Origin of the sequence: Thioclava sp. JE_KL1, from assembly GCF_009296265.1 — a bacterium.
GTDB lineage: Bacteria > Pseudomonadota > Alphaproteobacteria > Rhodobacterales > Rhodobacteraceae > Thioclava.
Genome location: NZ_WBJS01000001.1, coordinates 20,269 through 44,405, shown reverse-complemented (window position 1 = coordinate 44,405; position 24,137 = coordinate 20,269). Strand labels below are relative to the sequence as shown.

The 24,137-nt window shown below is 63.4% G+C and carries 24 protein-coding genes; 16 read left to right on the top strand and 8 right to left on the bottom strand.

Annotation, left to right across the window (positions count from 1 at the left end):
• Positions 1-50: 50 nt before the first annotated feature.
• The gene (gene uraH / locus F8R15_RS00225; RefSeq protein WP_078569374.1) at positions 51-407 is read left to right on the top strand and encodes a hydroxyisourate hydrolase; all 357 of its coding nucleotides are present in this window, start codon (positions 51-53) and stop codon (positions 405-407) included.
• A 122-nt stretch (positions 408-529) separates the two neighbouring features.
• Positions 530-1,828 carry a urate hydroxylase PuuD gene (locus F8R15_RS00220; RefSeq protein ID WP_152842784.1) on the top strand — a complete coding sequence of 433 codons (1,299 nt, stop codon included), beginning with the start codon at positions 530-532 and terminating at the stop codon, positions 1,826-1,828.
• A 42-nt stretch (positions 1,829-1,870) separates the two neighbouring features.
• Here the strand turns inward: F8R15_RS00220 and F8R15_RS00215 are convergent, their stop codons facing one another.
• Positions 1,871-4,477 (bottom strand): methyl-accepting chemotaxis protein, encoded by a 2,607-nt coding sequence (locus F8R15_RS00215; RefSeq protein WP_152842782.1) that lies wholly within the window; start codon positions 4,475-4,477, stop codon positions 1,871-1,873.
• A gap of 222 nt (positions 4,478-4,699) precedes the next feature.
• On the opposite strand from F8R15_RS00215, the gene F8R15_RS00210 reads away from it, so the two are divergent.
• The 5 genes from F8R15_RS00210 (at position 4,700) to F8R15_RS00190 (ending at position 8,270) form a co-directional block, all read left to right on the top strand.
• Positions 4,700-5,329, top strand: coding sequence for an ATP-dependent Clp protease proteolytic subunit (locus tag F8R15_RS00210; protein WP_078519545.1), 630 nt, complete (start codon positions 4,700-4,702; stop codon positions 5,327-5,329).
• Between the two features lie 118 nt (positions 5,330-5,447).
• Positions 5,448-6,713 (top strand): ATP-dependent Clp protease ATP-binding subunit ClpX, encoded by a 1,266-nt coding sequence (gene clpX, locus F8R15_RS00205; protein WP_078519544.1) that lies wholly within the window; start codon positions 5,448-5,450, stop codon positions 6,711-6,713.
• Positions 6,714-7,005: 292 nt separating this feature from the next.
• Positions 7,006-7,380, top strand: coding sequence for an NADH:ubiquinone oxidoreductase subunit NDUFA12 (locus tag F8R15_RS00200; protein ID WP_078519542.1), 375 nt, complete (start codon positions 7,006-7,008; stop codon positions 7,378-7,380).
• Between the two features lie 12 nt (positions 7,381-7,392).
• Positions 7,393-7,863 carry an outer membrane lipid asymmetry maintenance protein MlaD gene (mlaD, locus tag F8R15_RS00195; protein WP_078519541.1) on the top strand — a complete coding sequence of 157 codons (471 nt, stop codon included), beginning with the start codon at positions 7,393-7,395 and terminating at the stop codon, positions 7,861-7,863.
• Positions 7,860-8,270, top strand: a complete 411-nt coding sequence (locus tag F8R15_RS00190; RefSeq protein ID WP_078519540.1) for a DUF2155 domain-containing protein — start codon at positions 7,860-7,862, stop codon at positions 8,268-8,270. The genes mlaD and F8R15_RS00190 overlap by 4 nt, the downstream gene beginning before the upstream one ends.
• On the opposite strand, the gene aat is transcribed toward F8R15_RS00190, so the two are convergent.
• Positions 8,234-8,872, bottom strand: a complete 639-nt coding sequence (gene aat / locus F8R15_RS00185) for a leucyl/phenylalanyl-tRNA--protein transferase (RefSeq protein WP_152842780.1) — start codon at positions 8,870-8,872, stop codon at positions 8,234-8,236. The two genes, F8R15_RS00190 and aat, sit on opposite strands and share 37 nt — an antisense overlap.
• Before the next feature lie 71 nt (positions 8,873-8,943).
• On the opposite strand from aat, the gene F8R15_RS00180 reads away from it, so the two are divergent.
• Positions 8,944-9,654, top strand: coding sequence for a DUF1698 domain-containing protein (locus F8R15_RS00180; protein ID WP_152842778.1), 711 nt, complete (start codon positions 8,944-8,946; stop codon positions 9,652-9,654).
• Positions 9,655-9,699: 45 nt separating this feature from the next.
• Here the strand turns inward: F8R15_RS00180 and accC are convergent, their stop codons facing one another.
• Together accC and accB are read right to left on the bottom strand one after the other, a co-directional pair.
• Entirely contained in the window at positions 9,700-11,043 is a 1,344-nt protein-coding gene (gene accC / locus F8R15_RS00175; RefSeq protein WP_152842776.1) for an acetyl-CoA carboxylase biotin carboxylase subunit, read from the bottom strand.
• Between the two features lie 10 nt (positions 11,044-11,053).
• Positions 11,054-11,554: an acetyl-CoA carboxylase biotin carboxyl carrier protein gene (gene accB, locus F8R15_RS00170; protein WP_152842774.1), complete on the bottom strand. Its 501-nt coding sequence runs from the start codon at positions 11,552-11,554 to the stop codon at positions 11,054-11,056.
• Between the two features lie 294 nt (positions 11,555-11,848).
• On the opposite strand from accB, the gene F8R15_RS00165 reads away from it, so the two are divergent.
• Both F8R15_RS00165 and preA read left to right on the top strand, forming a co-directional pair.
• Complete coding sequence (locus tag F8R15_RS00165) at positions 11,849-13,192, top strand: NAD(P)-dependent oxidoreductase (protein ID WP_368730982.1); 1,344 nt, start codon at positions 11,849-11,851, stop codon at positions 13,190-13,192.
• Between the two features lie 3 nt (positions 13,193-13,195).
• Positions 13,196-14,497 (top strand): NAD-dependent dihydropyrimidine dehydrogenase subunit PreA, encoded by a 1,302-nt coding sequence (gene preA, locus F8R15_RS00160; protein ID WP_078519535.1) that lies wholly within the window; start codon positions 13,196-13,198, stop codon positions 14,495-14,497.
• Positions 14,498-14,507: 10 nt separating this feature from the next.
• On the opposite strand, the gene F8R15_RS00155 is transcribed toward preA, so the two are convergent.
• Together F8R15_RS00155 and F8R15_RS00150 are read right to left on the bottom strand one after the other, a co-directional pair.
• Positions 14,508-15,116: a hypothetical protein gene (locus F8R15_RS00155; RefSeq protein ID WP_152842770.1), complete on the bottom strand. Its 609-nt coding sequence runs from the start codon at positions 15,114-15,116 to the stop codon at positions 14,508-14,510.
• A 112-nt stretch (positions 15,117-15,228) separates the two neighbouring features.
• Entirely contained in the window at positions 15,229-15,879 is a 651-nt protein-coding gene (locus F8R15_RS00150; RefSeq protein ID WP_172976131.1) for a TetR family transcriptional regulator C-terminal domain-containing protein, read from the bottom strand.
• Between the two features lie 201 nt (positions 15,880-16,080).
• Here F8R15_RS00150 and F8R15_RS00145 point away from each other — a divergent pair, with 201 nt between their 5' ends.
• The gene (locus F8R15_RS00145; RefSeq protein ID WP_078519533.1) at positions 16,081-17,406 is read left to right on the top strand and encodes an aspartate aminotransferase family protein; all 1,326 of its coding nucleotides are present in this window, start codon (positions 16,081-16,083) and stop codon (positions 17,404-17,406) included.
• 247 nt (positions 17,407-17,653) lie between these two features.
• Here the strand turns inward: F8R15_RS00145 and F8R15_RS00140 are convergent, their stop codons facing one another.
• Complete coding sequence (locus tag F8R15_RS00140) at positions 17,654-18,235, bottom strand: VOC family protein (protein WP_152842767.1); 582 nt, start codon at positions 18,233-18,235, stop codon at positions 17,654-17,656.
• Positions 18,236-18,408: 173 nt separating this feature from the next.
• Here F8R15_RS00140 and F8R15_RS00135 point away from each other — a divergent pair, with 173 nt between their 5' ends.
• Entirely contained in the window at positions 18,409-19,260 is an 852-nt protein-coding gene (locus F8R15_RS00135) for a hypothetical protein (protein WP_152842765.1), read from the top strand.
• Positions 19,261-19,264: 4 nt separating this feature from the next.
• Here the strand turns inward: F8R15_RS00135 and F8R15_RS00130 are convergent, their stop codons facing one another.
• On the bottom strand, positions 19,265-19,927 hold the full coding sequence (locus tag F8R15_RS00130) for a TetR family transcriptional regulator C-terminal domain-containing protein (protein WP_152842763.1): 663 nt from the start codon (positions 19,925-19,927) through the stop codon (positions 19,265-19,267).
• Between the two features lie 127 nt (positions 19,928-20,054).
• Between F8R15_RS00130 and F8R15_RS00125 the strand changes: the two genes are divergently transcribed.
• The 4 genes from F8R15_RS00125 (at position 20,055) to F8R15_RS00110 (ending at position 24,072) form a co-directional block, all read left to right on the top strand.
• The gene (locus F8R15_RS00125) at positions 20,055-21,305 is read left to right on the top strand and encodes a Zn-dependent hydrolase (protein WP_078603864.1); all 1,251 of its coding nucleotides are present in this window, start codon (positions 20,055-20,057) and stop codon (positions 21,303-21,305) included.
• Between the two features lie 101 nt (positions 21,306-21,406).
• Positions 21,407-22,858, top strand: a complete 1,452-nt coding sequence (gene hydA / locus F8R15_RS00120; protein ID WP_152842762.1) for a dihydropyrimidinase — start codon at positions 21,407-21,409, stop codon at positions 22,856-22,858.
• Positions 22,859-22,864: 6 nt separating this feature from the next.
• Positions 22,865-23,287, top strand: a complete 423-nt coding sequence (locus tag F8R15_RS00115; RefSeq protein WP_152842760.1) for a VOC family protein — start codon at positions 22,865-22,867, stop codon at positions 23,285-23,287.
• Positions 23,284-24,072 carry an ABC transporter ATP-binding protein gene (locus tag F8R15_RS00110; RefSeq protein WP_078539615.1) on the top strand — a complete coding sequence of 263 codons (789 nt, stop codon included), beginning with the start codon at positions 23,284-23,286 and terminating at the stop codon, positions 24,070-24,072. The genes F8R15_RS00115 and F8R15_RS00110 overlap by 4 nt, the downstream gene beginning before the upstream one ends.
• Positions 24,073-24,137 lie beyond the last annotated feature (65 nt).

Here is a 24,137-nt window from a genome sequence, read left to right as displayed (position 1 = left end):
ACCCGAAAGCATAGTGATCGCGGTCTCGACGATTGGCGAAGGAGAACGCGATGGCAGGATATCTGACCACCCATGTGCTCGACACGGCACGGGGATGCCCGGCGGAAGGGCTCAAGATCACACTCTTCGCGCTCAACGGGGTCGACCGTGAGGTGCTGGCCGAGATGGTGACGAATGGCGATGGCCGCACCGACTCGCCGATCCTGCCGGTGGAGCGGTTTCGCACCGGCCAGTTCGAGCTGGTCTTCGCCGCGGGTGACTATCTGCGGGCGAGCGGGCAGGGGGCGGCAGAGCCGCTGTTCCTCGATGAAATACCGATCCGCTTCGGCATGAATGACGCCGAGGCGCATTACCATGTGCCGCTTCTGCTCTCGCCCTACGGCTACTCCACTTATCGCGGCAGCTAAGCGCGCGGCCTCCATTTGCTTGCGATTTGAGCATCCGGACAAAATTCGGGCGGTTCCGCCGCGCCATCGCTTGCGCTCGGGCGTGGCTTGGGAAACTCTGAGCGCAAAACGAGGGATGACGGATGGATTACACGTTTTTTCTGGAATGGGTGCAGTTCGCGGTGCGCTGGCTGCACGTGATCACCGCGATCGCGTGGATCGGGTCGTCCTTCTATTTCATCGCGCTTGATCTGGGGCTGGTGCCCGAGCCCGGTGCCCCCAAGGGGGTGCATGGCGCGGCGTGGCAGGTCCATGGCGGCGGCTTTTACCATATTCAGAAATATCTCGTGGCGCCTGCGCAGATGCCCGACCGGCTGACATGGTTCAAATGGGAAAGCTACATGACGTGGCTTTCGGGCTTTGCGATGATGGTGGTTCTGTATTGGACACAGGCGCAGTTCTACCTGATCGACCCGCGGGTGATGGAGTTGCCCGTGTGGGGGGCGATCCTGATCTCGATCGGCTCGCTCGCGCTGGGTTGGCTCCTCTACGATCTGATCTGCAAATCGAGCTTTGGCGAGAACAACACGCGGCTGATGCTGGGCCTCTACGTCATTCTCGTCGCGATGGCTTGGGGCTATACGCAGGTTTTCTCGGGCCGCGCGGCGCTGCTGCATCTGGGCGCCTTCACCGCGACGATCATGACCGCGAATGTGTTCCTGATCATCATACCGAACCAGAAGATCGTGGTCGCGGATCTAATGGCGGGGCGCACGCCCGATCCGAAATACGGCAAGATCGCCAAGCAGCGCTCGACGCATAACAACTACCTGACGCTGCCGGTCATCTTCCTGATGCTGTCGAACCATTATCCGCTAGCCTTCGCGAGCGCGTATAACTGGCTGATCGCCTCTCTAGTGTTCCTGATGGGCGTGACTATCCGGCATTTCTTCAACACCCATCACGCCCATAAGGGGAAGCCGTGGTGGACCTGGGGCGCGACCGCGGCGCTGTTCGTCGCGATCGTTTGGCTATCCTCGATTCCGAAAGCGGATGCCGGCGAGGATATGGAGGACAGCGCGATGCTTACTCCCTTCGAACAACGCTTCGCTGCGGCGCCTGGCTTCGACGAGGTGAGCGGGATCGTCATGGGGCGCTGTTCGATGTGCCATGCGAATGAGCCCGGCTATGAAGGGATCGGCCATGCGCCGAAAGGCATCAAGCTGGAGACGCCGCGCGAAATCGCCGCCGCCGCACGGCAGATCTATGTGCAAGCCGGGCTGACCGATGCGATGCCCCCCGCGAATTTGAGCTACATGGAGCCGCAGGAGCGCGCCGCCATCCGGGCTTGGTTCCGGGCGGGCGAAGCCGGGACGCAAGGAGCAGGCGAGACGGATCGGGCGGAGGCCGCGATTGCTGCACCCCATTCCAACGCGTCCTGATCGCTGCCGCGTGCCAAGGCGCTTGGCTTTGACTGCCTTCGCTTAAAAATCCTCCCAATCGTCATCTGTGGGCGGAGGTGGCACCGCCAGCGCGGTGTTGCCAGACACGCTGACCTGCTGAGCCGAATTGGGTCGGGCTGATTGGTGCGGCGCGGATGCTGTGGGTCCGGTTGTTTCGGGGGAGGCTTCTACCGCAGCCGCATTTTCTGCAGGCGATGTGCTATCGGCTCCCTCATCCGGAGCGGCGTCGCCAAGTTTGAATTGCCCCATTGCCGCGCCGAGTTCCATCGCCTCGCGTTCGAGGACCTGGCTTGCGGCGAGCGCCTCTTCGAACATGGCGGCATTGTGCTGGGTCACCTGATCGAGCTGCGTCACGGCGGAGTTGATTTCGGTCAGGCCCGCGCTTTGCTCCTGCGTCGCATTTGCGCTGTCCGCGACATAGGCGAGCAGATCGGAGACGGAGGACTGGATCCCGCCGAGTGCATCGCCCGCTTGGCCGACGAGGCCGACGCCGCGGTTCACCTGCGCCGAGGAGTTCGCGATCAGTTCGGCGATTTCGCGCGCGGCATCGGAGGAGCGTTGCGCGAGTGCGCGGACCTCCGAGGCGACGACGGCGAAGCCGCGCCCGGCCTCGCCAGCGCGGGCGGCCTCCACCCCGGCATTGAGGGCGAGTAGGTTGGTCTGGAAGGCGATCTCGTCGATGACGCTGGTGATCCGGCTGATCTGCTCCGAGCTTTGCTCGATTTCCGACATGGCCTGCACGGCCTCTGCCACAACGTGGCCGCTTTGTTCGGCACTGCGCCGGGCGGTTTCGACGAGGTCGTTGGCGCGACCGGCAGCGCGGGCGGCTGCCTCGACAGAGGCGGTAATCTCGTTGAGCGCTGCGGCGGTTTCTTCCAGAGTGGCTGCCTGCCGTTCGGTGCGCCGCGCCATGTCGTCGGAGCTGGACGAGATTTGCCGCGCCTCTGTACGGATCGATCCGGCATTGTCGAGCACCTTGCGCATCGCGCCCCGCAAATCGCCGATCGCGCTGTTGAAATCGTTGCGCAATGCCTTGTAGTCGCCTTCGAATTCGGTGGTGATCTCAGCCATGAGATCCCCGGCAGAGAGCCCGGCCAAGGCCGATTTCAGCGTCTCCACGATGTTCTGTTGGGCGGCCATCATCGCGCTTCGCTCGGCCCGTCGGGCTTCGGCTTCCAGATGTTGTTGCGTTCGGTCGCTCGCAAGAACGCTGAACATGACCATCTTGCCGTCCGTGTCGAGGATCGGGTTGACCGAGCCTTCAAGCCAAGCCTGACGGCCATCGGCGCAGCGCAGTACGAGCATGCCCGCAAAGGGCTGCGGATCGCGCTGGAGGATTTCGCAGACTGGCTGCCCTTCGAAGGTGATCTGACCGGCGACGGACATTCCCTCCAACTTTGCGCGGGGCGCACCAAAAACCTCGGCAAATGCGTCGTTGACCGTGTCGATCGTGACGTCAGGGCGCAGGTCGACCCGCAGCAGGTTGGCGTCGATCGCGGATATCAGAGAGGCGTTTCGCTGTTCTTCTGTGATATTGCGCCATTGCGACACATGGCCGATCTTCTCCCCGGCCTCGTCGATGACGGGGCTGACGAGGGCGAGAATCGCCCCGGCACGCATCCGTCCTTCGAGCGTGAGTGTGTCGCGCGCGTCGTTGTCGAGGGCGGCGGCCGTTGTCGTGCCCGCCGGCAAGATAAGATCCGCGCGCGTCCCCAAGAGCTTGTCGGAATCGAAATCTGGATTGTGGTCGCGGATTTCCGCAGCGAAGGGGCGCAGCAATTCCGCGGCCGCCTCATTGGCGAAGGTGATGACGTGGTCGTTGTTGGTAAGAATGATCGCGACCGTGGCGCTTTCGAGCGCGGCGCTATGCATCCGTGCGGCACGGTTATGCGATTCGGCGGTCGCGAGCTCGGACTGGAAGGTCCCCAGAGTGCGGGCGATCGCACCGATTTCGTCGCGGCGACCGGTAGCCGGGATGTCCGTATCGAGTTGCCCCCCGGCCACGGAGCGCATCGCCTGCGTCACGCGGGTGAGGGGGCGGGTGATCAGCCAGCTCGCGCCCAGCATCACACCGCCGAGAATGCCCGCGAAAATCAAAGCGGTGAAAGCGAGGTTGCGCACCATGTCCTTTTGCGCGCGAGCGATGGCGGGGGCCGGACTCCAGCGCAGGGCAATCGCGGCAATCGGCGGATCCTCCGGGGAAATGCGCAGTGGAATCGCCTCGCTCAGCCCATCTGCCGAGATCGCCCTGTCGTTGTTCTCAAGCGCGCTTTGGGCCAGAGCGACAAGCGCGGGATCGGGCGCGCCAGCCTCGGTCATAACGGTGCCGCGTCTGTTGAGCGCGATTGCGGATTGGCCTGCACCGTCCGAGCCCGCGAGCACGTTCTCCAACTCATGCGTCGCATCCGCAACCCGCCCCGTGATCAGCGCATCCGTCACCGAATCGCCAAGCATCGGCAGGATTTGGTCGAGATGTGCCCGCGCCGCCTCATTGGCGCGACGATGGTTCGAATTGATCGTGAGGATCGTCATCAACGCCGCGAACACGATCCCCGCGATCGCGATCAGGATCAGCAATTTGAGCATCACGGTGTGCCAGGCGCTTGCACCAGCCTCGGATTTGGACATGTCCGCCTCATTTTTCCACACGGGCGCATTCCCGCAAAATCGCCGACACGCTACGTCCAGACCCTTTCCATGCGATTAACACGCACCCGCCGACGGCCAATATTTGCGCCGCGGCAGCCCTTCGCGCGGGGTCAGCGCCCTTGAAGGTCCCCGATGCGGTCACTAAGACTTCTGTAAAGATCACACGCTATGAACAGCGTCGAACGACCAGGAAGGGCCGAGATGAAAGATCCCCACGAGTTTTACATGAACACGCTGGTGCCGATGGTGGTCGAGCAGACCTCGCGCGGCGAGCGTGCCTACGACATCTACTCGCGCCTGCTGAAAGAGCGCATCATCTTCCTGTCGGGGCCGGTCCATGACGGCATGTCGACCCTGATCTGCGCGCAGCTTCTCTTCCTCGAGGCCGAGAACCCGAAAAAAGAGATCGCGATGTATATCAACTCGCCGGGCGGCGTGGTGACCTCGGGTCTGTCGATCTACGACACGATGCAATACATCAAGCCGAAGGTCTCGACCCTGGTGATCGGGCAGGCGGCCTCGATGGGCTCGCTGCTGCTGACCGCGGGCGAAAAGGGCATGCGCTTCTCGCTGCCCAACAGCCGCGTCATGGTCCACCAGCCCTCGGGCGGCTATCAGGGTCAGGCGACCGACATCATGATCCACGCCCGCGAGACCGAGAAACTCAAGCGTCGCTTGAACGAAATCTACGTCAAGCACACCGGCAACGACTACGACACGATCGAGGCCGGTCTCGAGCGCGACAACTTCATGTCCGCCGAAGAAGCGAAGTCCTGGGGTCTGATCGACGAGATCCTCGAGAGCCGCGTCAGCGACGACGGAGAAAAGTGATCCTCCCGCTTAACTTCGGGGCGATTTTGACATTGAGGTGACGGTTGGCCTGTCCTAGTCTTGATGGGACAGGCCAATTCACGAAGCCCGGGGGCAGCCCGGGCAGCAGAGGTAAGAGATGGCGAACTCGAACGGCTCCGACAGCAAGAACACGCTCTACTGCTCGTTCTGCGGCAAAAGCCAGCATGAGGTCCGCAAGCTGATCGCGGGCCCGACCGTGTTCATCTGTGACGAATGCGTCGAGCTGTGCATGGACATCATCCGCGAGGAGACGAAATCGGCCGGGCTGAAATCCACCGATGGCGTCCCGACCCCGCGCGATATCTGCCAGGTGCTCGACGATTACGTGATCGGCCAGGAACATGCCAAGCGCGTGCTCTCGGTCGCGGTGCACAACCACTACAAGCGCCTCAATCACGGCACGAAGACCGACATCGAACTGGCGAAGTCGAACATCCTGCTGATCGGCCCGACGGGCTGCGGCAAGACGCTTCTCGCCCAGACGCTGGCGCGCATCCTCGATGTGCCCTTCACGATGGCGGATGCGACCACGCTGACCGAAGCCGGTTACGTGGGCGAGGATGTGGAGAACATCATTCTCAAGCTGCTTCAGGCCTCGGAATACAACGTCGAGCGGGCGCAGCGCGGCATCGTCTATATCGACGAGGTCGACAAGATCACCCGCAAGTCGGACAACCCGTCTATAACGCGCGACGTGTCGGGCGAGGGTGTGCAGCAGGCGCTTCTGAAGATCATGGAAGGCACCGTGGCCTCCGTGCCGCCGCAGGGCGGGCGCAAGCATCCGCAGCAGGAATTCCTGCAGGTCGACACGACGAATATCCTATTCATCTGTGGCGGCGCCTTTGCGGGCCTCGACCGGATCATCGCGCAGCGCGGCAAGGGCTCGGCGATGGGCTTCGGGGCGGATGTTAAGGATAGCGAAGAGCGTAATATCGGCGAGCTGTTCAAGGAGCTCGAGCCCGAAGATCTGCTGAAATTCGGCCTGATCCCGGAATTCGTCGGTCGTCTGCCCGTCATCGCGACGCTCACCGACCTCGATGCCGAGGCGCTGGTGACCATCCTGACAGAGCCGAAGAACGCGCTGGTGAAACAGTATCAGCGTCTCTTCGAGATCGAGGGCGTGTCGCTGACCTTCACCGACGATGCGCTGACCGCCATCGCCAAGAAGGCGATCGAGCGGAAGACCGGCGCACGTGGTCTGCGTTCGATCATGGAAGACATCCTGCTCGACACGATGTTCGAACTGCCGGGCATGGAAGAGGTCGAAGAGGTCGTAGTGAACGAAGAGGCCGTGACCCAGAGCGACGCCAAGCCGCTGCTGATCTATGCCGAAGCCAAGAAAGAAGGCAAATCGGCGAGCTGATCGCGGTGCTGCCAAGAATTAGGCAAGGGGCGAGCTTCGGCTCGCCCTTTTGTTTTTGTCATGTGCCTCACGTAGGCCGTGTTGCTGTGAAAAGGCTTCGCTAAACCTTCCACAGACAGGCGTGCGGGGGCGAATGGTTCGTTGTGGACGGCCGCTCGACGATGCGATTTTTGCACCGTGCTGTGCTGGAGGTACCAAATTCCGCTTCGCAGGCGCCCTGATCCCCGCACGGGCACTGGACCTCGACGCCCCAGCGGATATAACAGGCGGGACGCATTGCGGAGGTTGCCCCATGAAGTTTCTGCTTCGAATTCTCACCTGGTGGAACGGCTCGACCGTCGGCACGCAGCTTTTCACCGCGCGCAAGGGCGTGAAAGTTGGCGAGGACGAGCAAGGCAACATCTATTACCGCACCAAGGACGCCAAGCGCCGCTGGGTGATCTATAACGGTGAAAGCGAAGCGAGCCGCATCCCGCCGGACTGGCATGGCTGGATGCACTTCACCTATGACGAGCCGCCGACCGACAAGCCGCTGGCCCACAAGCCTTGGGAAAAGCCGCATGAGGCAAACCACACCGGCACCGAAGCGGCCTATGTGCCGCCGGGGTCGATTCGCCTCGCGCATCCGGTCGAGCGCCGCGATTACGAGGCTTGGCAGCCCGAGTAAGGCCAACCCGCTATGAGCGAAAACCGCACCGAGATCATCACCGGCGCGATCGTGCTGGTCGTGGCCCTGGGCTTTCTGGTCTGGGCAGGGCGCGGCATGGGCATCGGCGCAGATGGCGGCTCTTACCCGCTGCATGCCTCCTTCCGGTCGATCGGGGGCGTCGTGCCCGGCACGGACGTGCGGCTTGCGGGCGTGAAGGTCGGGACGGTGACGAACGTCGCGCTCAACCCGAAGACTTTCTTCGCCGATACCACGATTTCGGTGAAAAACGGCGTCGCGCTTCCCGAGGATACGGTTATCGCGGTGACGCAAGACGGGCTCCTGGGCTCGAATTATATCGACTTGATCCCGGGCGGGGCGATCGACGACCTCAAGCCTGGCGATGAAATTCTCGACACGCAAAGCGCGGTCTCGATGCTGAACCTGATGCTGAAATTCGCAGGTGGCGGCAGTGGCGACGGCGCAGGGGAGGGGGCGCAATGATCCGCGCTTTGGTTTTGATCGCGGCGCTCGTTCCCGGGCTCGCTGCGGCGCAGGACTTCACGCAAACGACGCCGGACGACCAGATCCCGCAGGACGAGCCCGCGAAAGGGCTGGCCGACGGTACGGGCGCGATGCTGCGAGGGCTCGACAAGGTGTCGGGCATCGCCTCGGACATCAATCTGAATGTCGGGCAGAGCGTGAAATACGGGTTCATCAAGGTGACGCTGCGCGAATGCCGTTACCCGGCCGACGATCCGTCCTCGGATGCCTATGCCTATGTGACGGTGACCGAAGAGGACAAGCCGCAGCCTGATTTCTCAGGTTGGATGATCGCTTCCAGCCCCGCGCTGTCGGCGCTCGATCACCCGCGTTACGACGTCTGGGTCATCCGCTGTAAAAGCGACTGAGGCGCAGGGATCACGCCTGAGGTGAAGTCGCATTCCCGCGTCAGCGCCTGAGCTAGACGCGCGCGATATTCGATCCGGGTCACTTCGATCGCGCCCATCGAGGCCAGATGCGGCGTGATGTATTGCGTGTCGAGCAAGGTGAACCCCGTCTGGCGCAGCCTGTCCACCAGATAGGTCAGCGCCACTTTCGAGGCATTGGGCCGCCGCGAGAACATGCTCTCGCCGAAGAACGCGCCGCCCAATGTGATCCCGAAAATACCGCCCGCGAGCTCGTCATCTTGCCAGACCTCAAGGCTATGCGCGAAGCCCGCCGCATGGAGCTGATCGTAGAGCATGAACAGCGGGCCGTTGATCCATGTCTCGTCCCGGTCGGCGCAACCTTCGACCACGCCCCGAAATGCGGCATTTGTTGAAATGTTGTAATCCCCGCGCCGGATAACCTTCGCCAGAGAACGCGAAATGTGGAATTTGTCCAAGGGCACGATCCCGCGCAGCGCCGGGTCGAACCAATGCAATTGCGGATTGTCGCGGCTTTCGGCCATCGGAAAGATGCCCTGCGCATAGCCCGCCAAAAGTAGTTCCGCGCTCAACCTGTCCGTCATTATCTTGCCCGGTTTTCCCCTTACGCCTAGGCTCGCCAACAAGATGAACCAGAGCGGGGCCGAGCGCAAATATGGGTTTCTACGATTTCCTCCCCGAGATCGACCGATACGCCGAAGATCCCGGCACGGTGGAGCGGATGAACCTGCGCCACAAGATGATCATCAAGCCGCTGGAACAGGAGATCGCGGGCAAGCGCGTGCTCGATCTGGCGGCGCATGATGGCCGCTGGGCCTATGCCTTCGCGGCGGCGGGCGCGTCGGAAGTGGTGGGAATCGAAGGGCGACAGGAGCTGATCGACCGCTTCGACCAATTCCCCCGCGCGCATCTGCGCGAGAAGGTGACGCTGACCTGCGACGACATCTTCGACGGGATGCAGAAGCTGATCGACGCGGGCGAGCGCTTCGACGTCGTGGGCGTCCTCGGTATTCTCTACCACGTGATGGACCATTTCCGGTTGTTCCAGCTGGTGCGCCAACTGGGGCCGGAGCTGGTGATCGTGGACAGCGAATTCGCGCAGCGCCCCGGGCCGGTGATCCTGCTGATGCGCGAGCGCACCGACAACGAGCTGAACTCTATTCCGCAGATCGAGGGCCAGGAAAAGGCGCTGATCGGCATCCCGTCTTTCCCGGCGATGACCGCGATGGCCGACGTGCTCGATTACGACTGCCATTGGCTGGACTGGGAGCAGATCGGGAATGGCCAGCGGCAGCATATCGGGGATTACTATCGCCCCAAGGACAAAGAGAAAAAGCGCGGCACCTGCCTGCTGACCCCGAAATGAAAAACGCCCCCGAAACCGGGGGCGTTTTCGCAAATTTCGAACCGATCAGAGGTTCTTTTCGAGCCACCGTTCGAGCCAGTGGATCGAGTAGTTGCCGCTCTGGATATCGGGCTCCTGCAGGAGCGCGTTGAACAGCGGCACGGTGGTGTCCACCCCGTCCACGATCAGCTCGCCAAGCGCGCGATGCAGACGCTGCAGCGCCTCGTGGCGGTCGCGACCATGCACGATCAGCTTGCCGATGAGGCTGTCGTAATAGGGCGGGATCGAATAGCCGTCATAGAGCGCGCTATCCATCCGCACGCCAAGCCCGCCGGGCGCGTGGTAATGGGTGATCTTGCCGGGGCAGGGCGCGAAATTCGGCAGTTTCTCGGCATTGATCCGCACTTCGATCGCGTGACCGCGGATCGAGAGCTTGTCTTGCTCGAATTCCATCGGCTCGCCGGCGGCGACCTTGATCTGCTGGCGTACGAGATCGACGCCGAAGATCGCCTCGGTCACCGGGTGTTCGACCTGAAGGCGAGTGTTCATTTCGATGAAATAGAACTCGCCATCCTCGTAGAGGAACTCGATCGTGCCCGCACCGGAATAGCCCATCTCACCGATCGCGTCGGCGCAGATGCCGCCGATGCGCGCGCGCTCTTCGGGTGTGATCGAGGGGCCGGGGGCCTCTTCGAGCACCTTCTGGTGACGGCGCTGAAGCGAACAGTCGCGCTCGCCCAGATGGACGCCGCGACCCTTGCCGTCGCCGAAGACCTGCACCTCGATATGGCGCGGCTTCTGCAGGTATTTCTCGATATAGACTTCGTCGTTGCCGAAGGCGGCTTTCGCCTCGGAGCGCGCGGTGCGGAAGGCGACCTCGAGCTCTTCTTCGGATTTCGCGACCTTCATCCCGCGACCGCCGCCGCCAGCGGTGGCCTTGATGATGACGGGGTAGCCCATATCACCGGCGATCTGCTTCGCGGCCTCGGTGTCGGGCACGCCACCCGCAGAGCCCGGAACGACCGGAATGCCGAGGTTCTTCGCGGTTTCCTTCGCGGTGATCTTGTCGCCCATGATGCGGATATGGGCGGCCGACGGGCCGATGAAGGTGATGCCGTGATCCTCGAGCACCTGCACGAAGGCGGCATTCTCGGACAGGAACCCGTAGCCCGGGTGAATCGCCTGTGCGCCCGTGATCTCGCAGGCCGCGACGATGGCGGGCACCGAGAGATAGGATTGCGTCGAGGAATTCGGGCCGATGCAGACCGATTCATCGGCCATGCGCACATGCATCGCGTCCGAGTCCGCCGTCGAATGGACCGCGACCGAGGCGATCCCCATCTCGCGGCAGGCACGGATCACGCGCAGCGCGATCTCGCCCCGGTTGGCGATCAGGATCTTGTCGAACATACCGGCCCCCTTATTCGACGATCATCAGGGTCGAACCGTATTCGACCGGCTGACCGTCATCGACGAGGATGCGCTTGACCGTGCCCGATTTCGGGGCGGGGATGTGGTTCATGGTTTTCATCGCTTCGACGATCATCAGCGTCTGGCCTTCCTTGACCTGATCGCCGACCTTCACGAAGGCCGATGCGCCCGGCTCGGGCGAGAGATAGGCGGTGCCCACCATGGGCGAGGCCACGGCGCCGGGGTGATCGGCGGGGTCTTCGACGGGTGCGGATTGCTCGGCGGCTGCGGATTGCGCGGCCGGGGCCGCTGCGGGTGCCGGAGCAGGGGCTGCTGCGGGCGCAGGGGCGGCTGCCTGCACGATATTGGTCTGTTTCGACACCCGCACTTTCAGGCTGTCATCTTGCGCGTAATCGCGCGTCACGGCGATTTCCGTCAGCTCGTTCGAATTGAGCAGTTCGGCAAGGGCCTGAATGAAGGCCACGTCGTTGTCACGGGTATTTTTGGTCATGCGGTCCTCGAAGGGTGCTTTGAAATGGAGCCCATTCTGCGGGGCTCTTTGGTGCTGGAGGCGGTTATACGCGAGGTAACGCGCGGTGAAAAGGCGCATCGGCCGTCCTGGCGTCAGGGTTTCGCGATCTCGTGATTGCCCGATAATTGAGCACGGGTGGGGTAGAGGGCGCTGAACTACCGGGCAATCGGGCGGGAATTGGCGACCCGCCGCGCTGCGGCATATTTTACCACTTGATAAAATTCAATCCTGTGCGAGCGTAGGGAACAAGAAAAACTGACAGGGAGCCCGCAAGTGTCCAATAGCCAGCTCACCGAAGGGATCGCGCCAGCACGGCTCGACCCGGAAAGCTACTGCACCAATTTCGCCGATCACGCGCCGCCGCTGGGGACGCAAGAAGCCCGCATCGCGGCCGATCGCTGCTATTTCTGCTATGATGCGCCGTGCATGGAGGCATGTCCGACCGCGATCGACATTCCGCTCTTCATCCGGCAAATCTCGACGGGAACGCCGGAAGCTGCGGCGAAGACGATCTTCGATCAGAATATCATGGGCGGCATGTGCGCCCGCGTCTGTCCGACCGAGAACCTCTGTGAAGGCTCCTGTGTCCGCATGGATTCGGAAGGCGAGCCGGTCGAGATCGGCGCGCTGCAGCGTTTCGCGACAGATACGCTGATGGCCAAGCAAAGCCACCCCTACACCCGCGCCGAGCGCAGCGGGAAATCGGTGGCGGTCGTTGGGGCTGGGCCTGCGGGTCTCGCCTGTGCGCATCGTCTCGCGATGAAGGGCCACGAGGTCACCGTCTATGATGCGCGCTCGAAGCCGGGCGGACTCAACGAATACGGTATCGCCAGCTACAAGACGCCGGGCGGATTCGCGCAGGCGGAAGTCGACTGGCTGATGCAGATCGGTGGCATCACCATCGTCGAGAATTGGCAACTTGGCCGCGTCGGGGATGGCGATCTGGCCGAGCTGCTGGGCGATTACGACGCAGTCTTCCTTGGGATGGGGCTGTCGGGCGTGAACGCGCTGCGCCTCGAGGGTGAGGACAAGGACGGCATCCGCCCCGCGACCGAGTTCATCGCGGAGCTGCGTCAGGCTTCCGATCTGGCCGAGCTGCCGATCGGGCGCGACGTGGTCGTGATCGGCGGCGGCATGACGGCCGTTGACGCTGCCGTGCAGTCGAAGCTGCTGGGCGCGCTCAACGTGACCCTCGTTTATCGCCGCTCGCGCGCCGAGATGCCCGCCAGCACGGTCGAGCAGGAGCACGCGCTCACCCATGGCGTGAACATCATCGAGAACGCCGCCCCCATCGCCATCCATGGCAACGGCGCGGTGCGTCAGGTCGAGTTCGCCTACACGAAGAAAGGCCCCGACGGTCTGGAGATGACCGACGCGACATTCAAACTGTCCGCTGATCAGGTCTTCAAGGCGATCGGTCAGACGCTGGGCGACATGCCTCCGAAGGTCGAAGTCGCGGGCGGCAAGATCAAGGTGGACGGCGCAGGCCGCACCTCGGTCGAACGGGTCTGGGCGGGGGGCGATTGCACCCATGCCGGCGAAGACCTGACCGTGACGGCGGTCGCGCAGGGGCGCGATGCGGCTGAAGAAATCCACCAATTCCTGATGGAGGGCTAAGAGATGGCCGATCTGACTTCTGAATTCATCGGTATCAAATCCCCCAACCCGTTCTGGCTCGCCTCCGCGCCGCCGACGGACAAGGAATACAATGTCCGCCGCGCTTTTGAAGCCGGTTGGGGTGGGGTCGTGTGGAAGACACTGGGCTCGGAAGGTCCGCCCGTCGTGAACGTCAACGGCCCGCGTTACGGCGCGATCTATGGTGCGGATCGCCGTCTGCTCGGTCTCAACAATATCGAGCTGATCACCGACCGTCCGCTGCAGACCAACCTACGCGAGATCAAGGCGGTCAAGCAGGACTACCCGGACCGCGCGATCATCGTCTCGCTGATGGTGCCCTGTGACGAGGAGAGCTGGAAAGCGATCCTGCCGCTGGTCGAGGAAACCGGCGCCGACGGGATCGAGCTGAACTTCGGCTGCCCGCATGGTATGGCCGAGCGCGGCATGGGTTCCGCAGTTGGGCAGGTGCCCGAATATATCGAGATGGTCACCCGCTGGTGTAAGCAATATTGCAGCCTGCCGGTGATCGTGAAGCTCACGCCCAACATCACCGATATCCGCCGCCCGGCGGAGGCCGCCAAGCGCGGCGGGGCGGATGCGGTCTCGCTGATCAACACGATCAATTCGATCACCTCGGTCGATCTGGACGATTTCGCGCCGGAGCCGACGATCGACGGCAAGGGCACCCATGGCGGATATTGCGGTCCGGCGGTGAAGCCGATCGCACTGAACATGGTGGCCGAGATCGCCCGCGATCCCGAAACGGCGGGCCTGCCGATCTCGGGCATCGGTGGCGTGACGACCTGGCGTGATGCGGCGGAGTTCATGGCGCTCGGGGCTGGCAATGTGCAGGTCTGCACGGCGGCGATGACCTATGGCTTCAAGGTCGTGCAGGAAATGATCTCGGGCCTGAGCGATTACATGGATCGCAAGGGGTTCACCTCGACCTCCGAACTGGTGGGGCGCGCGGTGCCGAACGTGACCGATTGGCAGTATCTGAACCTCAACTACGTCACCAAGGCCGAGATCAATCAGGACGATTGCATCAAATGCGGTCGCTGCTACGCCGCCTGCGAGGACACCTCGCACCAGGCGATCGCGGTGACCGAAGATCGCGTCTACTCGGTCAAGGACGAGGAATGCGTGGCCTGTAACCTCTGCGTCGAAGTCTGCCCGGTCGAGTGCATCACGATGCGCAAGATGGACAAGGGCGAGGTGGATCCGCGCACCGGCGAGACGGTCGGCGACTACGCCAACTGGACGAGCCATCCCAACAACCCCTCGGCTGCGACGGCAGCTGAGTAAGGGCAGGGGCCTAGCGGGTCACGTCGAGGTTCGGGGCGACCTGCGGGGCAACCTGAGACCATCCCTCCTGCGACGCGCCGCTCCGATGATCGGAGGGCGCGTCGTTTTTGTCTTCCGTCTGCGGCGCAGGCTCGGCACGCGCCTCCTTCGCGGTGTCGGGCGCTTTGACCTCCGCAGGCTCCTCCGTCGATGTATCGGTGGTCTGGATCGTGTCGGCGGGCTGCACGGGCTCCGGCGCGGCCCAGAGCGCAGCGGCCTGCGCCTCGAGCGGCGTGACCTCGAATGTCGGGATCGGGCCGGTCAAGGCATCGGGATCGGGGCGTGCGCCCCCATCGCTTCTGCCGAGTGTACGGGACGGTTGGCTTGCATCCTCCGTGCCCCGATCCTGCCCTTCCTCCTTCAACGCGCTGGCGCCGCGCGCCGCGCGCGCTTCCAAGGCGCGCACCTGCTGCGCGCGATCCTGCGACGTTTGGGTGTCTACATTCGCGCCGAGGCCGCCGTTGGTATTGGCCGCATTCGCCGCCGCCTCCACCGTGCTGGCAGGCGCAGTCTTCGGGGCCGCCACCGTCAACAGAGGCGACCACCCGACCTGAGGCATCAACCCCGAAATCCGGTCCATCCCGAGCTCCATATTCCTGCGCCCCCACGCATCCTCAGACTGCGCCGGGGGCGTTACCGGACCGTTAAGATCAGGCGGAAACTCCGGGGATAGTTACGGAAGGCTTAACCGCTTATGGCTTGAGCAGTCGCGCGAACAGCATATCGAGAAACGGCGCCGCCCCTTCGATCGGGTCCTTGCCCGGGCCGAGCACCGCACGAACCTGCGTGTCGAAATCGGCGTAATGCTGCGTGAGCGCCCAGATCGAGAAGATCAGATGATGCGGATCGACCGGCGCAAGGCGCCCCTCGGCGATCCAGCCCTCGATCACCTTGGCCTTCTCGTCCACCAAGGTCTTGAGATCAGTGGACAATCCCGCGCCCATCCGGGGGGCGCCCTGCAAGACCTCGTTGGCAAACAGGCGGCTCTCACGCGGCATCTCGCGGCTCATCTCGAGCTTACGGCGCATGTAGCGCATGATTTCCTCGCGCGGCTCACCCGCGGGGTCAATCGCGCGCAGCGGCGCAAGCCAGATATCGAGAAGACCTTCGAGCAGCGCCGCGTGGATCGCCTCTTTCGAGGGGAAGTAATAGAGTACGTTCGGCTTGCTCAACCCAGCTTCCGCCGCGATCTGGTCGAGCGTCGCGCCGCGGAACCCATGCGCGGAGAATACGTCCAGCGCCGCCTCGAGAATCTTGCCGCGATTGACCTTTTGTATCCGGGTCAGCGGGCGTTTGCCGTCGTCGTCGCTGGTGAAGTCGCGCGGGTCGAGGTCGTCTGCCAAATATTCGTCTCCCAGTTCGTGTTTTATGTTAACCGAAGCGTTACTGCGGGATCAATCGCCACGGGGCAGCAGAGTGCGCTTTTAGAGCGCATTGAAGGCCGCTTGACTGGTTCCTAAGCTGTGCTAGCGTGAGTCTGACCGTTCGGTCAAACTAGACAATCCGGCCGCGTCTCGACCCGGCCGCCCGACCGGAGTTTTTCCATGGCGCTCGACCGCAAGTCCCCCAACGATCTCAACGCTTTCTGGATGCCTTTTACGGCGAACCGCCAGTTCAAGAAGAACCCGCGCATGTTCGTGGGCGCGAAGGATATGCATTACACCACCTCGGACGGGCGTCAGGTGCTCGACGGCACGGCCGGCCTGTGGTGCTGCAACGCGGGCCATTGCCGCCCGAAGATCACCGAGGCGATCCAGAAGCAGGCCGCCGAGCTCGATTACGCGCCCGCCTTCCAGATGGGCCACCCGATCGCGTTCGAGCTTGCGAACCGCATCCTCGACATCGCGCCCGACGAGATGGCGCATGTTTTCTACACCAATTCCGGCTCGGAATCGGTCGAGACAGCGCTGAAGCTCGCTATCGCCTATCACCGTGCGCGCGGCGACGGCGCTCGCACCCGTCTGATCGGGCGCGAGCGCGGCTATCACGGCGTGAACTTCGGCGGCATCTCGGTCGGCGGCATCGTCACCAACCGCAAGGTCTTCGGTCCGCTCGTGCCGGGCGTCGATCACCTGCCGCACACCCATCTGCCCGAGGAGAACCGCTGGTCGAAGGGCTGCCCCGAACATGGTGCGCATCTGGCCGACGACCTCGAGCGCATCATCGCGCTGCACGGCGCCGAGACCATCGCCGCCGTCATCGTGGAACCGGTCGCGGGGTCGACCGGCGTGCTGTTGCCGCCGAAAGGCTACCTGCAGAAGCTGCGCGACATCACTAAGAAGCACGGCATCCTGCTGATCTTCGACGAGGTGATCACCGGTTTCGGGCGCACGGGCGCGGCCTTCGCCGCCGAGAAATACGGTGTCGTGCCGGATATGATGACCACCGCGAAGGGCCTCACCAACGGGGTGATCCCGATGGGCGCAGTGCTGGCGACGGCTGAGGTTCACGACGCCTTCATGAACGGCCCCGAGCACATGATCGAGCTGTTCCACGGCTACACCTATTCGGGCAACCCGATCGCCGCCGCCGCCGGGATCGCGACGATCGAGACCTATCGCGAAGAGGGCCTGTTCGAGCGGGCCGCCGAGCTTGCCCCCTATTGGGAAGAGGCGCTGCATTCGCTCAAGGGCGTGCGCAACGTGATCGACATCCGCAACGAGGGTCTGATCGGTGCGGTCGAGCTGGAGCCGATCGCGGGCGAACCCACGAAGCGGGCCTTCTCGGCCTTCCTGAAGGCCTACGACAAAGGCATCCTGATCCGGACCACCGGCGACATCATCGCGATGAGCCCGCCGCTGATCATCTCGAAAGAGCAGATCGACGAGCTGGTCGGTACGCTCAAAGAGGTGCTCGAAGAGGTCGAGTGAACGGGCCTCGGGCTGAGATGACAAGACGGTCGCGCAGGGATTGCGCGGCCGTTTTTATTTGGGGTGCTGAGGGCAGCGCCCGACCTCGGGTGGGCGCTTTGCGCGGATGGTGGCTTGGCGCTTTATCTTTCAAGCCCGCAAGTCGGACGTACTCGAAATGACGTCGCCAACGCGCCCTCCGGGGGGGAGGTCGGGCGCGGCCCGGGGCTGGTCGCCCCGCGCTATCTGCGACCCTTGCCGCGCCTCCTCAATACGGGTTTTTCGCCCCGCGATCCTCGCTAAGCGATTGCTGCGACCGCTCCACGATCATCTCGATCGCATCGGCCAGATGCTCCTCGCCGATCGCCTTGTCTCCGCGCGCGACCCGGATACGATGCGCTTCGATCATCACTTCGGCATGGGACGAACCGCGCGGCGGCTCGAACTTGTAGGTGGCCAGTTCGATCAGCAGCCCCAGCGGATCCTTGAAATAGATCGAATCCATGAAGCCGCGATCCTTCACGCCGGAATGGGCGATCCCGCGCGCATCGAGCCGCGACACGACCTGCCGATGCGTCGCCATCGAGACATTGAAGGCGAGGTGATGCACGCACCCCGGATCGGTGGGCGTGCGGTCATGGACGGGCTTGCGGCTTTCATTCGTAAAAACGGTGATCAGCCGCCCGTCGCCCGGGTCGAAATAGAGATGCCCTTCGTCGGCATTGTCCAGATTGGGTTGGTCGAAGATGAACGGCATCCCGAGCAGCCCTTCCCAGAAATCGATCGAGCTCTGCCGGTCCGCCCCGGTCAGAGTGATGTGATGGACGCCCTGCACCTGCATCTTGCGCATGTCTTTCTCCCTATCTCTCTTGCGACCAAGTTAACCCATGCTGGGCGCAGGTCTAGAAACAGGATCTGTGCGGTGCCGCGCGAAACCCCGCCGAGCACCGTTTCGCCAAATTGCGCGACCTTGTGGCGGCGGGGGCGGGGACTATGTTGCGCAATGATGCTTGGAGACTCGCGATGCTGCGCCTGACCTTTGTCCTTGCCCTGATCTGCCCGCTGCCCGCCATGGCAGAACTGGTGCCGTGCGAGACCTCCATTCGCGGCAAGACCTATTCCTACGTCTACGATGCGGACAACGCGGCGCTGAAGGAAAGCCGGTCGCTGCGCGAGAAGCTGTTTGGCGAGAAAGGGGAGGTAACCTGCCCGGCGCTGGTCACTCTGCGCGCGCTGACGCCTGAGATGGATGACGAAAGCCGCGCCCCGTTCTGTCTGCAATGGGACAAGGAGGCCGAGACCTATCTGGGCTACGACCGGGGCGAGCGCGACGCCTACGGGCTCTGCCGCAAACCGTCGAAAAGCATCTGCGAGCGCATCAAGGGCACCGCGAAGGCCGCTGGCGATCTGCGCGACGATGCGGAAAGCGCCGTGGGCGATGCGGCGAGCAAGGTTCTGGGCAAGAAAATCGGCGGCATGATCGTCTCGGATCAGGCCGGAAACCTGCAAAAGAAGCTGCGCGATGCGGGGCTTGGCGTGCTGGCGGGGGCCTCGACGCCTGCGCTCGCTGCCACGGCGGTGGTCGTGGGCGGCGCGATCTACGTGTGTTCGGATACCGGCGCGGAGGCGGTCGGTCTGGAGGCCGATCCGGTCGAGCCGACCTCGGACGGGAAAGAGCTTCTGGGAGCGAAACTGCCCGAGACGCATCTGCCTGCGGGCGTGGCCGGGGCACCGATGCGCCCGGTCGAGACCGAGACGCTGCCCGACGCGCCCGAGGCATCGGAGGCGGCTTCGCAAGCCCCGGCGGCGGATGCAAAATCGGATGTCGCCCCCGTCGGCGCGCCGAATATCACCGCCGACCCGGCGGCGAATTGAGCAATCAGGTCACGCCGATCCCGCGCAGCACGATGCTTTTCACGCAGGTCTTCGCCTCTTCCCACTGAGCGTCGCTCAGCGGCGCGCCGCCGTTCAGCGTCTCGATCTGATGCGAGAAATCGGCGTAGTGCTGGGTGGTGGCCCAGAGCATGTAGAGCAGGTGATGCGGGTCGACCTCGGCCATTTTGCCTTCCGCGATCCAGCGCCGGATGATCACCGCGCGGCCTTCGGTCCAGTCGCGCAGCGTCGTCTCCAGGTAATCCTGAATCACCGGCGCGCCGTGCATCACCTCTGAGGCCCAGACCTTCGAGCCATTCGGGTGATTGCGCGAAATCTCCATTTTGGCGTCGATATAGGCACCGATGCCCTCGGCCGGTCCGCTTGCCTCGTCGAACACATCGGCCGCTTCCAGCCAGATGTTGAAAATGCGCTCCACGACCCGGCGATAGAGTGACTCTTTCGTCTCGAAATAGTAATGAAGATTGGCTTTCGGGAGCCCCGCGACATCCGCGATCAACTGCATCGTGGCGCCGCCGAATCCGGCCTCCGCGAAGACCCTCTCGGCGGCTTTCAGGATCGCCTCTTCGGTGGCGCGCCGCGCCTCGGCGCGGCTTCCCCGGCTGGCTTGCCCATTTTTTGTGCGCTTGCCGCTCTCATTATCTTTCATTCAAAATACGTCCTGATTTTTGTTGACCGAATGGTCAGACCGTGGCCCACTCAACCTGACCATACGGTCAGAAAAAGATTCGTCGCAAGAGGGGATAACCCCCACGCAGCCGACAGGGAGTTATGAAATGTCAGCACCCGGAGAAAACCTCCGCATCAATCCCGATCGCCTTTGGGACAGTCTCATGGAGATGGCCAAGATCGGTCCCGGCGTCGCCGGGGGCAATAATCGCCAGACCCTCACCGATGCGGATGCCGAAGGCCGCGCGCTGTTCCAGAAATGGTGCGAAGATGCCGGCATGACGATGGGCGTCGACACGATGGGCAACATGTTCGCGACCCGCGCGGGCGAAGACCCCGATGCGCTGCCGGTCTATATGGGCAGCCACCTCGACACGCAGCCCACCGGCGGCAAATACGACGGTGTCCTCGGTGTGCTCGGCGCGCTGGAGGCGGTGCGCTCGATGAACGATCTCGGGATCAAGACCAAGCACCCGATCGTCGTGACCAACTGGACCAACGAAGAGGGCACGCGCTTCGCCCCGGCGATGCTCGCCTCGGGCGTGTTCGCGGGTATCCACACGCAGGACTGGGCCTACGATCGCGAAGATGCGGAAGGCAAGAAATTCGGCGACGAGCTGAAGCGTGTCGGCTGGGTCGGCGACGAAGAGGTCGGTGCGCGCAAGATGCACGCGATGTTCGAGCTGCATATCGAGCAGGGCCCGATCCTCGAGGCCGAGGGCAAGGATATCGGTGTCGTCACCCACGGGCAGGGCCTAAGCTGGACCCAAGTGACGATTACCGGCAAGGATGCGCATACCGGCTCCACCCCGATGCCGATGCGCAAGAATGCGGGCCTCGGCATGGCGCGCGTGCTGGAACTGGTCGACGAGATCGCCTGGTCGCACAAGCCCCACGCGGTGGGCGCGGCGGGCCATATCGACATCTACCCGAATTCGCGTAACGTGATCCCCGGCAAAGCCGTGTTCACCGTCGATTTCCGTTCGCCCGATCTGAGCGTGATCGAGGATATGGAAAAACGACTGCGCGAGGGGGCGAAGAAGATCTGCGACGAGATGGGCCTTGAGGTGGAATTCGAGAAGACCGGCGGGTTCGACCCGGTCACCTTCGATCCGACCTGTGTGAGCGCCGTGCGCAGCGCTGCCGAGCGTCTGGGCTATTCGCATCGCGACATCATCTCGGGCGCGGGCCACGATGCCTGCTGGATCAACGCAGTCGCGCCGACGGCAATGGTGATGTGCCCCTGCGTCGACGGGCTGAGCCATAACGAGGCCGAGGATATTTCCAAGGACTGGGCAGGCGCGGGCGCCGATGTGCTGTTCCACGCCGTGCTGGAAACCGCGGAAATCGTAAGCTGAGACGGGCGGAAGAGGGGGCGCTGCCCCCTCGGCGCTATGCGCCTCACCCCCGGGATATTTGAACCAAATCGAAGGCGGAAGACCTTCGTGGGAGGTAAACAATGACCAAAGTCATCAAGAACGGAACCATCGTGACCGCCGATCTGACCTATAAGGCGGATGTGCTGATCGACAGCGGCAAGATCATCGAGATCGGCCCGAACCTGAAAGGCGACGAAGAGATCGATGCGAGCGGCTGCTATGTGATGCCGGGCGGGATCGATCCGCACACCCATCTCGAGATGCCCTTCATGGGCACCTATTCGAGCGACGATTTCGAATCCGGCACCCGCGCGGCGCTGGCCGGCGGCACCACGATGGTCGTCGATTTCGCGCTGCCCGCGCCGGGCGAGGGTCTGCTGGAAGCGCTCAAGCGCTGGGACAACAAATCGACCCGCGCGCATTGCGACTACTCCTTCCACATGGCGATCACGTGGTGGAGCGAGCAGGTCTTCAACGAGATGAAGCAGGTCACTGAGCGCGGCATCAACACCTTCAAGCACTTCATGGCCTATAAGGGCGCGCTGATGGTGAACGATGATGAGCTCTATTCGAGCTTCAAGCGCTGCGCCGAACTGGGCGCGATCCCGCTGGTCCATGCCGAGAACGGCGACGTTGTGGCGGAGCTGTCCGCGAAGCTGCTGGCAGATGGCAATAATGGCCCCGAGGGGCACGCCTATTCGCGCCCGCCGCAGGTCGAGGGCGAGGCTACCAACCGCGCGATCATGATCGCCGATATGGCAGGCGTGCCGCTTTATGTCGTGCACACCTCCTGCGAGGAGAGCCACGAAGCGATCCGCCGCGCCAAGATGCAAGGCAAGCGCGTCTGGGGCGAGCCGCTGATCCAACACCTCACGCTCGACGAGAGCGAGTATTTCGACAAGGATTGGGATCACGCCGCGCGCCGCGTGATGTCGCCGCCTTTCCGCAACAAGCAGCATCAGGACAGCCTCTGGGCCGGTCTCGCCTCGGGCTCGCTCTCGGTGGTCGCGACCGATCACTGCGCCTTCTCGACCGAGCAGAAGCGCTATGGCGTGGGCGATTTCACCAAGATCCCGAACGGCACCGGCGGTCTTGAGGACCGGATGCCGATGCTCTGGACCTATGGGGTCGAGACGGGCCGGATCACGATGAACGAATTCGTGGCCGTCACCTCGACCAACATCGCAAAGATCCTCAACGTCTATCCGAAGAAGGGCGCGGTTCTGGTCGGCGCGGATGCCGATCTCGTGGTCTGGGATCCGGAAGCGACCAAGACGATCTCGGCCAAGACCCAGCAATCTGCCATCGATTACAATGTCTTCGAGGGCAAAGAGGTCAAGGGTCTGCCGCGCTACACGCTCAGCCGCGGTGTCGTCGCCTGGGCCGATGGCAAGATCCAGACGCCCGAGGGCCACGGCGAATTCGTTGCCCGCGATCCGGGCATGCCGGTGACCAAGGCTCTGTCCACCTGGAAAGAGCTCACCGCGCCGCGTCCGGTCGAACGCAGCGGTATCCCGGCGACCGGGGTATAAGGCGCAATGGCGGCCCCGGTCAGTTCCGGCGTTTTGGAGGCTGCGGTCTATGTCGAGGATCTCGACGCGACCGAAGCCTTCTACGTCGGGCTGCTGGGGCTCGAGCGGCTAACCCGTCGCGACGGGCGGCATGTCTTTTTCCGCTGTGGCGACAGCGTGATCCTGACCTTCATCGCTCAGGCCACGCAGCAGCCACCCGACCCGGAGGCGGCGCTGCCGGTTCCACCGCATGGCGCGGTCGGACCGGGGCATGTATGCCTCGCGGCGGACGCGGAACAACTCAACGAATGGGAACGACATTTGAGGGACAACAACGTAGAGATTGAGGCCGACTTCTATTGGCCGAACGGGGCGCGGTCGATCTACCTGCGCGACCCGGCGGGCAACAGCGTCGAGATCGCGGATAAAACCCTGTGGAGGCGCGGATGACGGCAGCACCGGTAATTCAGGCCCGCGGGCTCGAGCTGACCTTCGAGACCAATGACGGGCCGGTTCACGCGCTGAAAGATATCGACCTCGATATCGAGAAGGGCGAATTCGTGAGCTTCATCGGCCCCTCGGGCTGCGGCAAGACGACCTTCCTGCGCTGCATCGCGGCACTGGAGACGCCCACGGGCGGCTCGCTGACCGTGAACGGGATCTCGCCGGAGGAAGCCCGCAAGGCGCGCAGCTACGGCTACGTGTTTCAGGCGGCGGGGCTTTACCCTTGGCGCACGATTGCGGGAAATGTGAAACTTCCGCTGGAAATCATGGGTTATTCCAAGGCGCAGCAGCAAGAGCGTGTTGAAAAAGTGCTCTCGCTCGTCGACCTCGAAGGCTTCGGGAAGAAGTTTCCCTGGCAGCTTTCGGGCGGCATGCAGCAGCGCGCTTCGATCGCGCGGGCGCTGGCCTTCGATGCCGAGATCCTGCTGATGGACGAACCCTTCGGCGCACTCGACGAGATCGTGCGCGACAAGCTCAACGAGGAGCTTCTCAAGCTTTGGTCGGCCACCAACAAGACGATCGGCTTCGTGACGCACTCGATCCCGGAAGCGGTCTATCTGTCGACCAAGATCGTGGTGATGTCGCCCCGTCCGGGCCGCATCCACGAGGTGATCGAGAGCACGTTGCCGAAAGGGCCGCGTCCGCTCGACATCCGCGACAGCGAGGAATTCCTGCAGATCGCGCATCGGGTGCGCGAGGGGCTTCGGGCGGGGCATGCCTATGATGAATGACGCGATGACCCCTACCGCGAGCGGGGGGGTGTCCGCCCCCCTCTGGCTGCGCCATTCACCCCCCG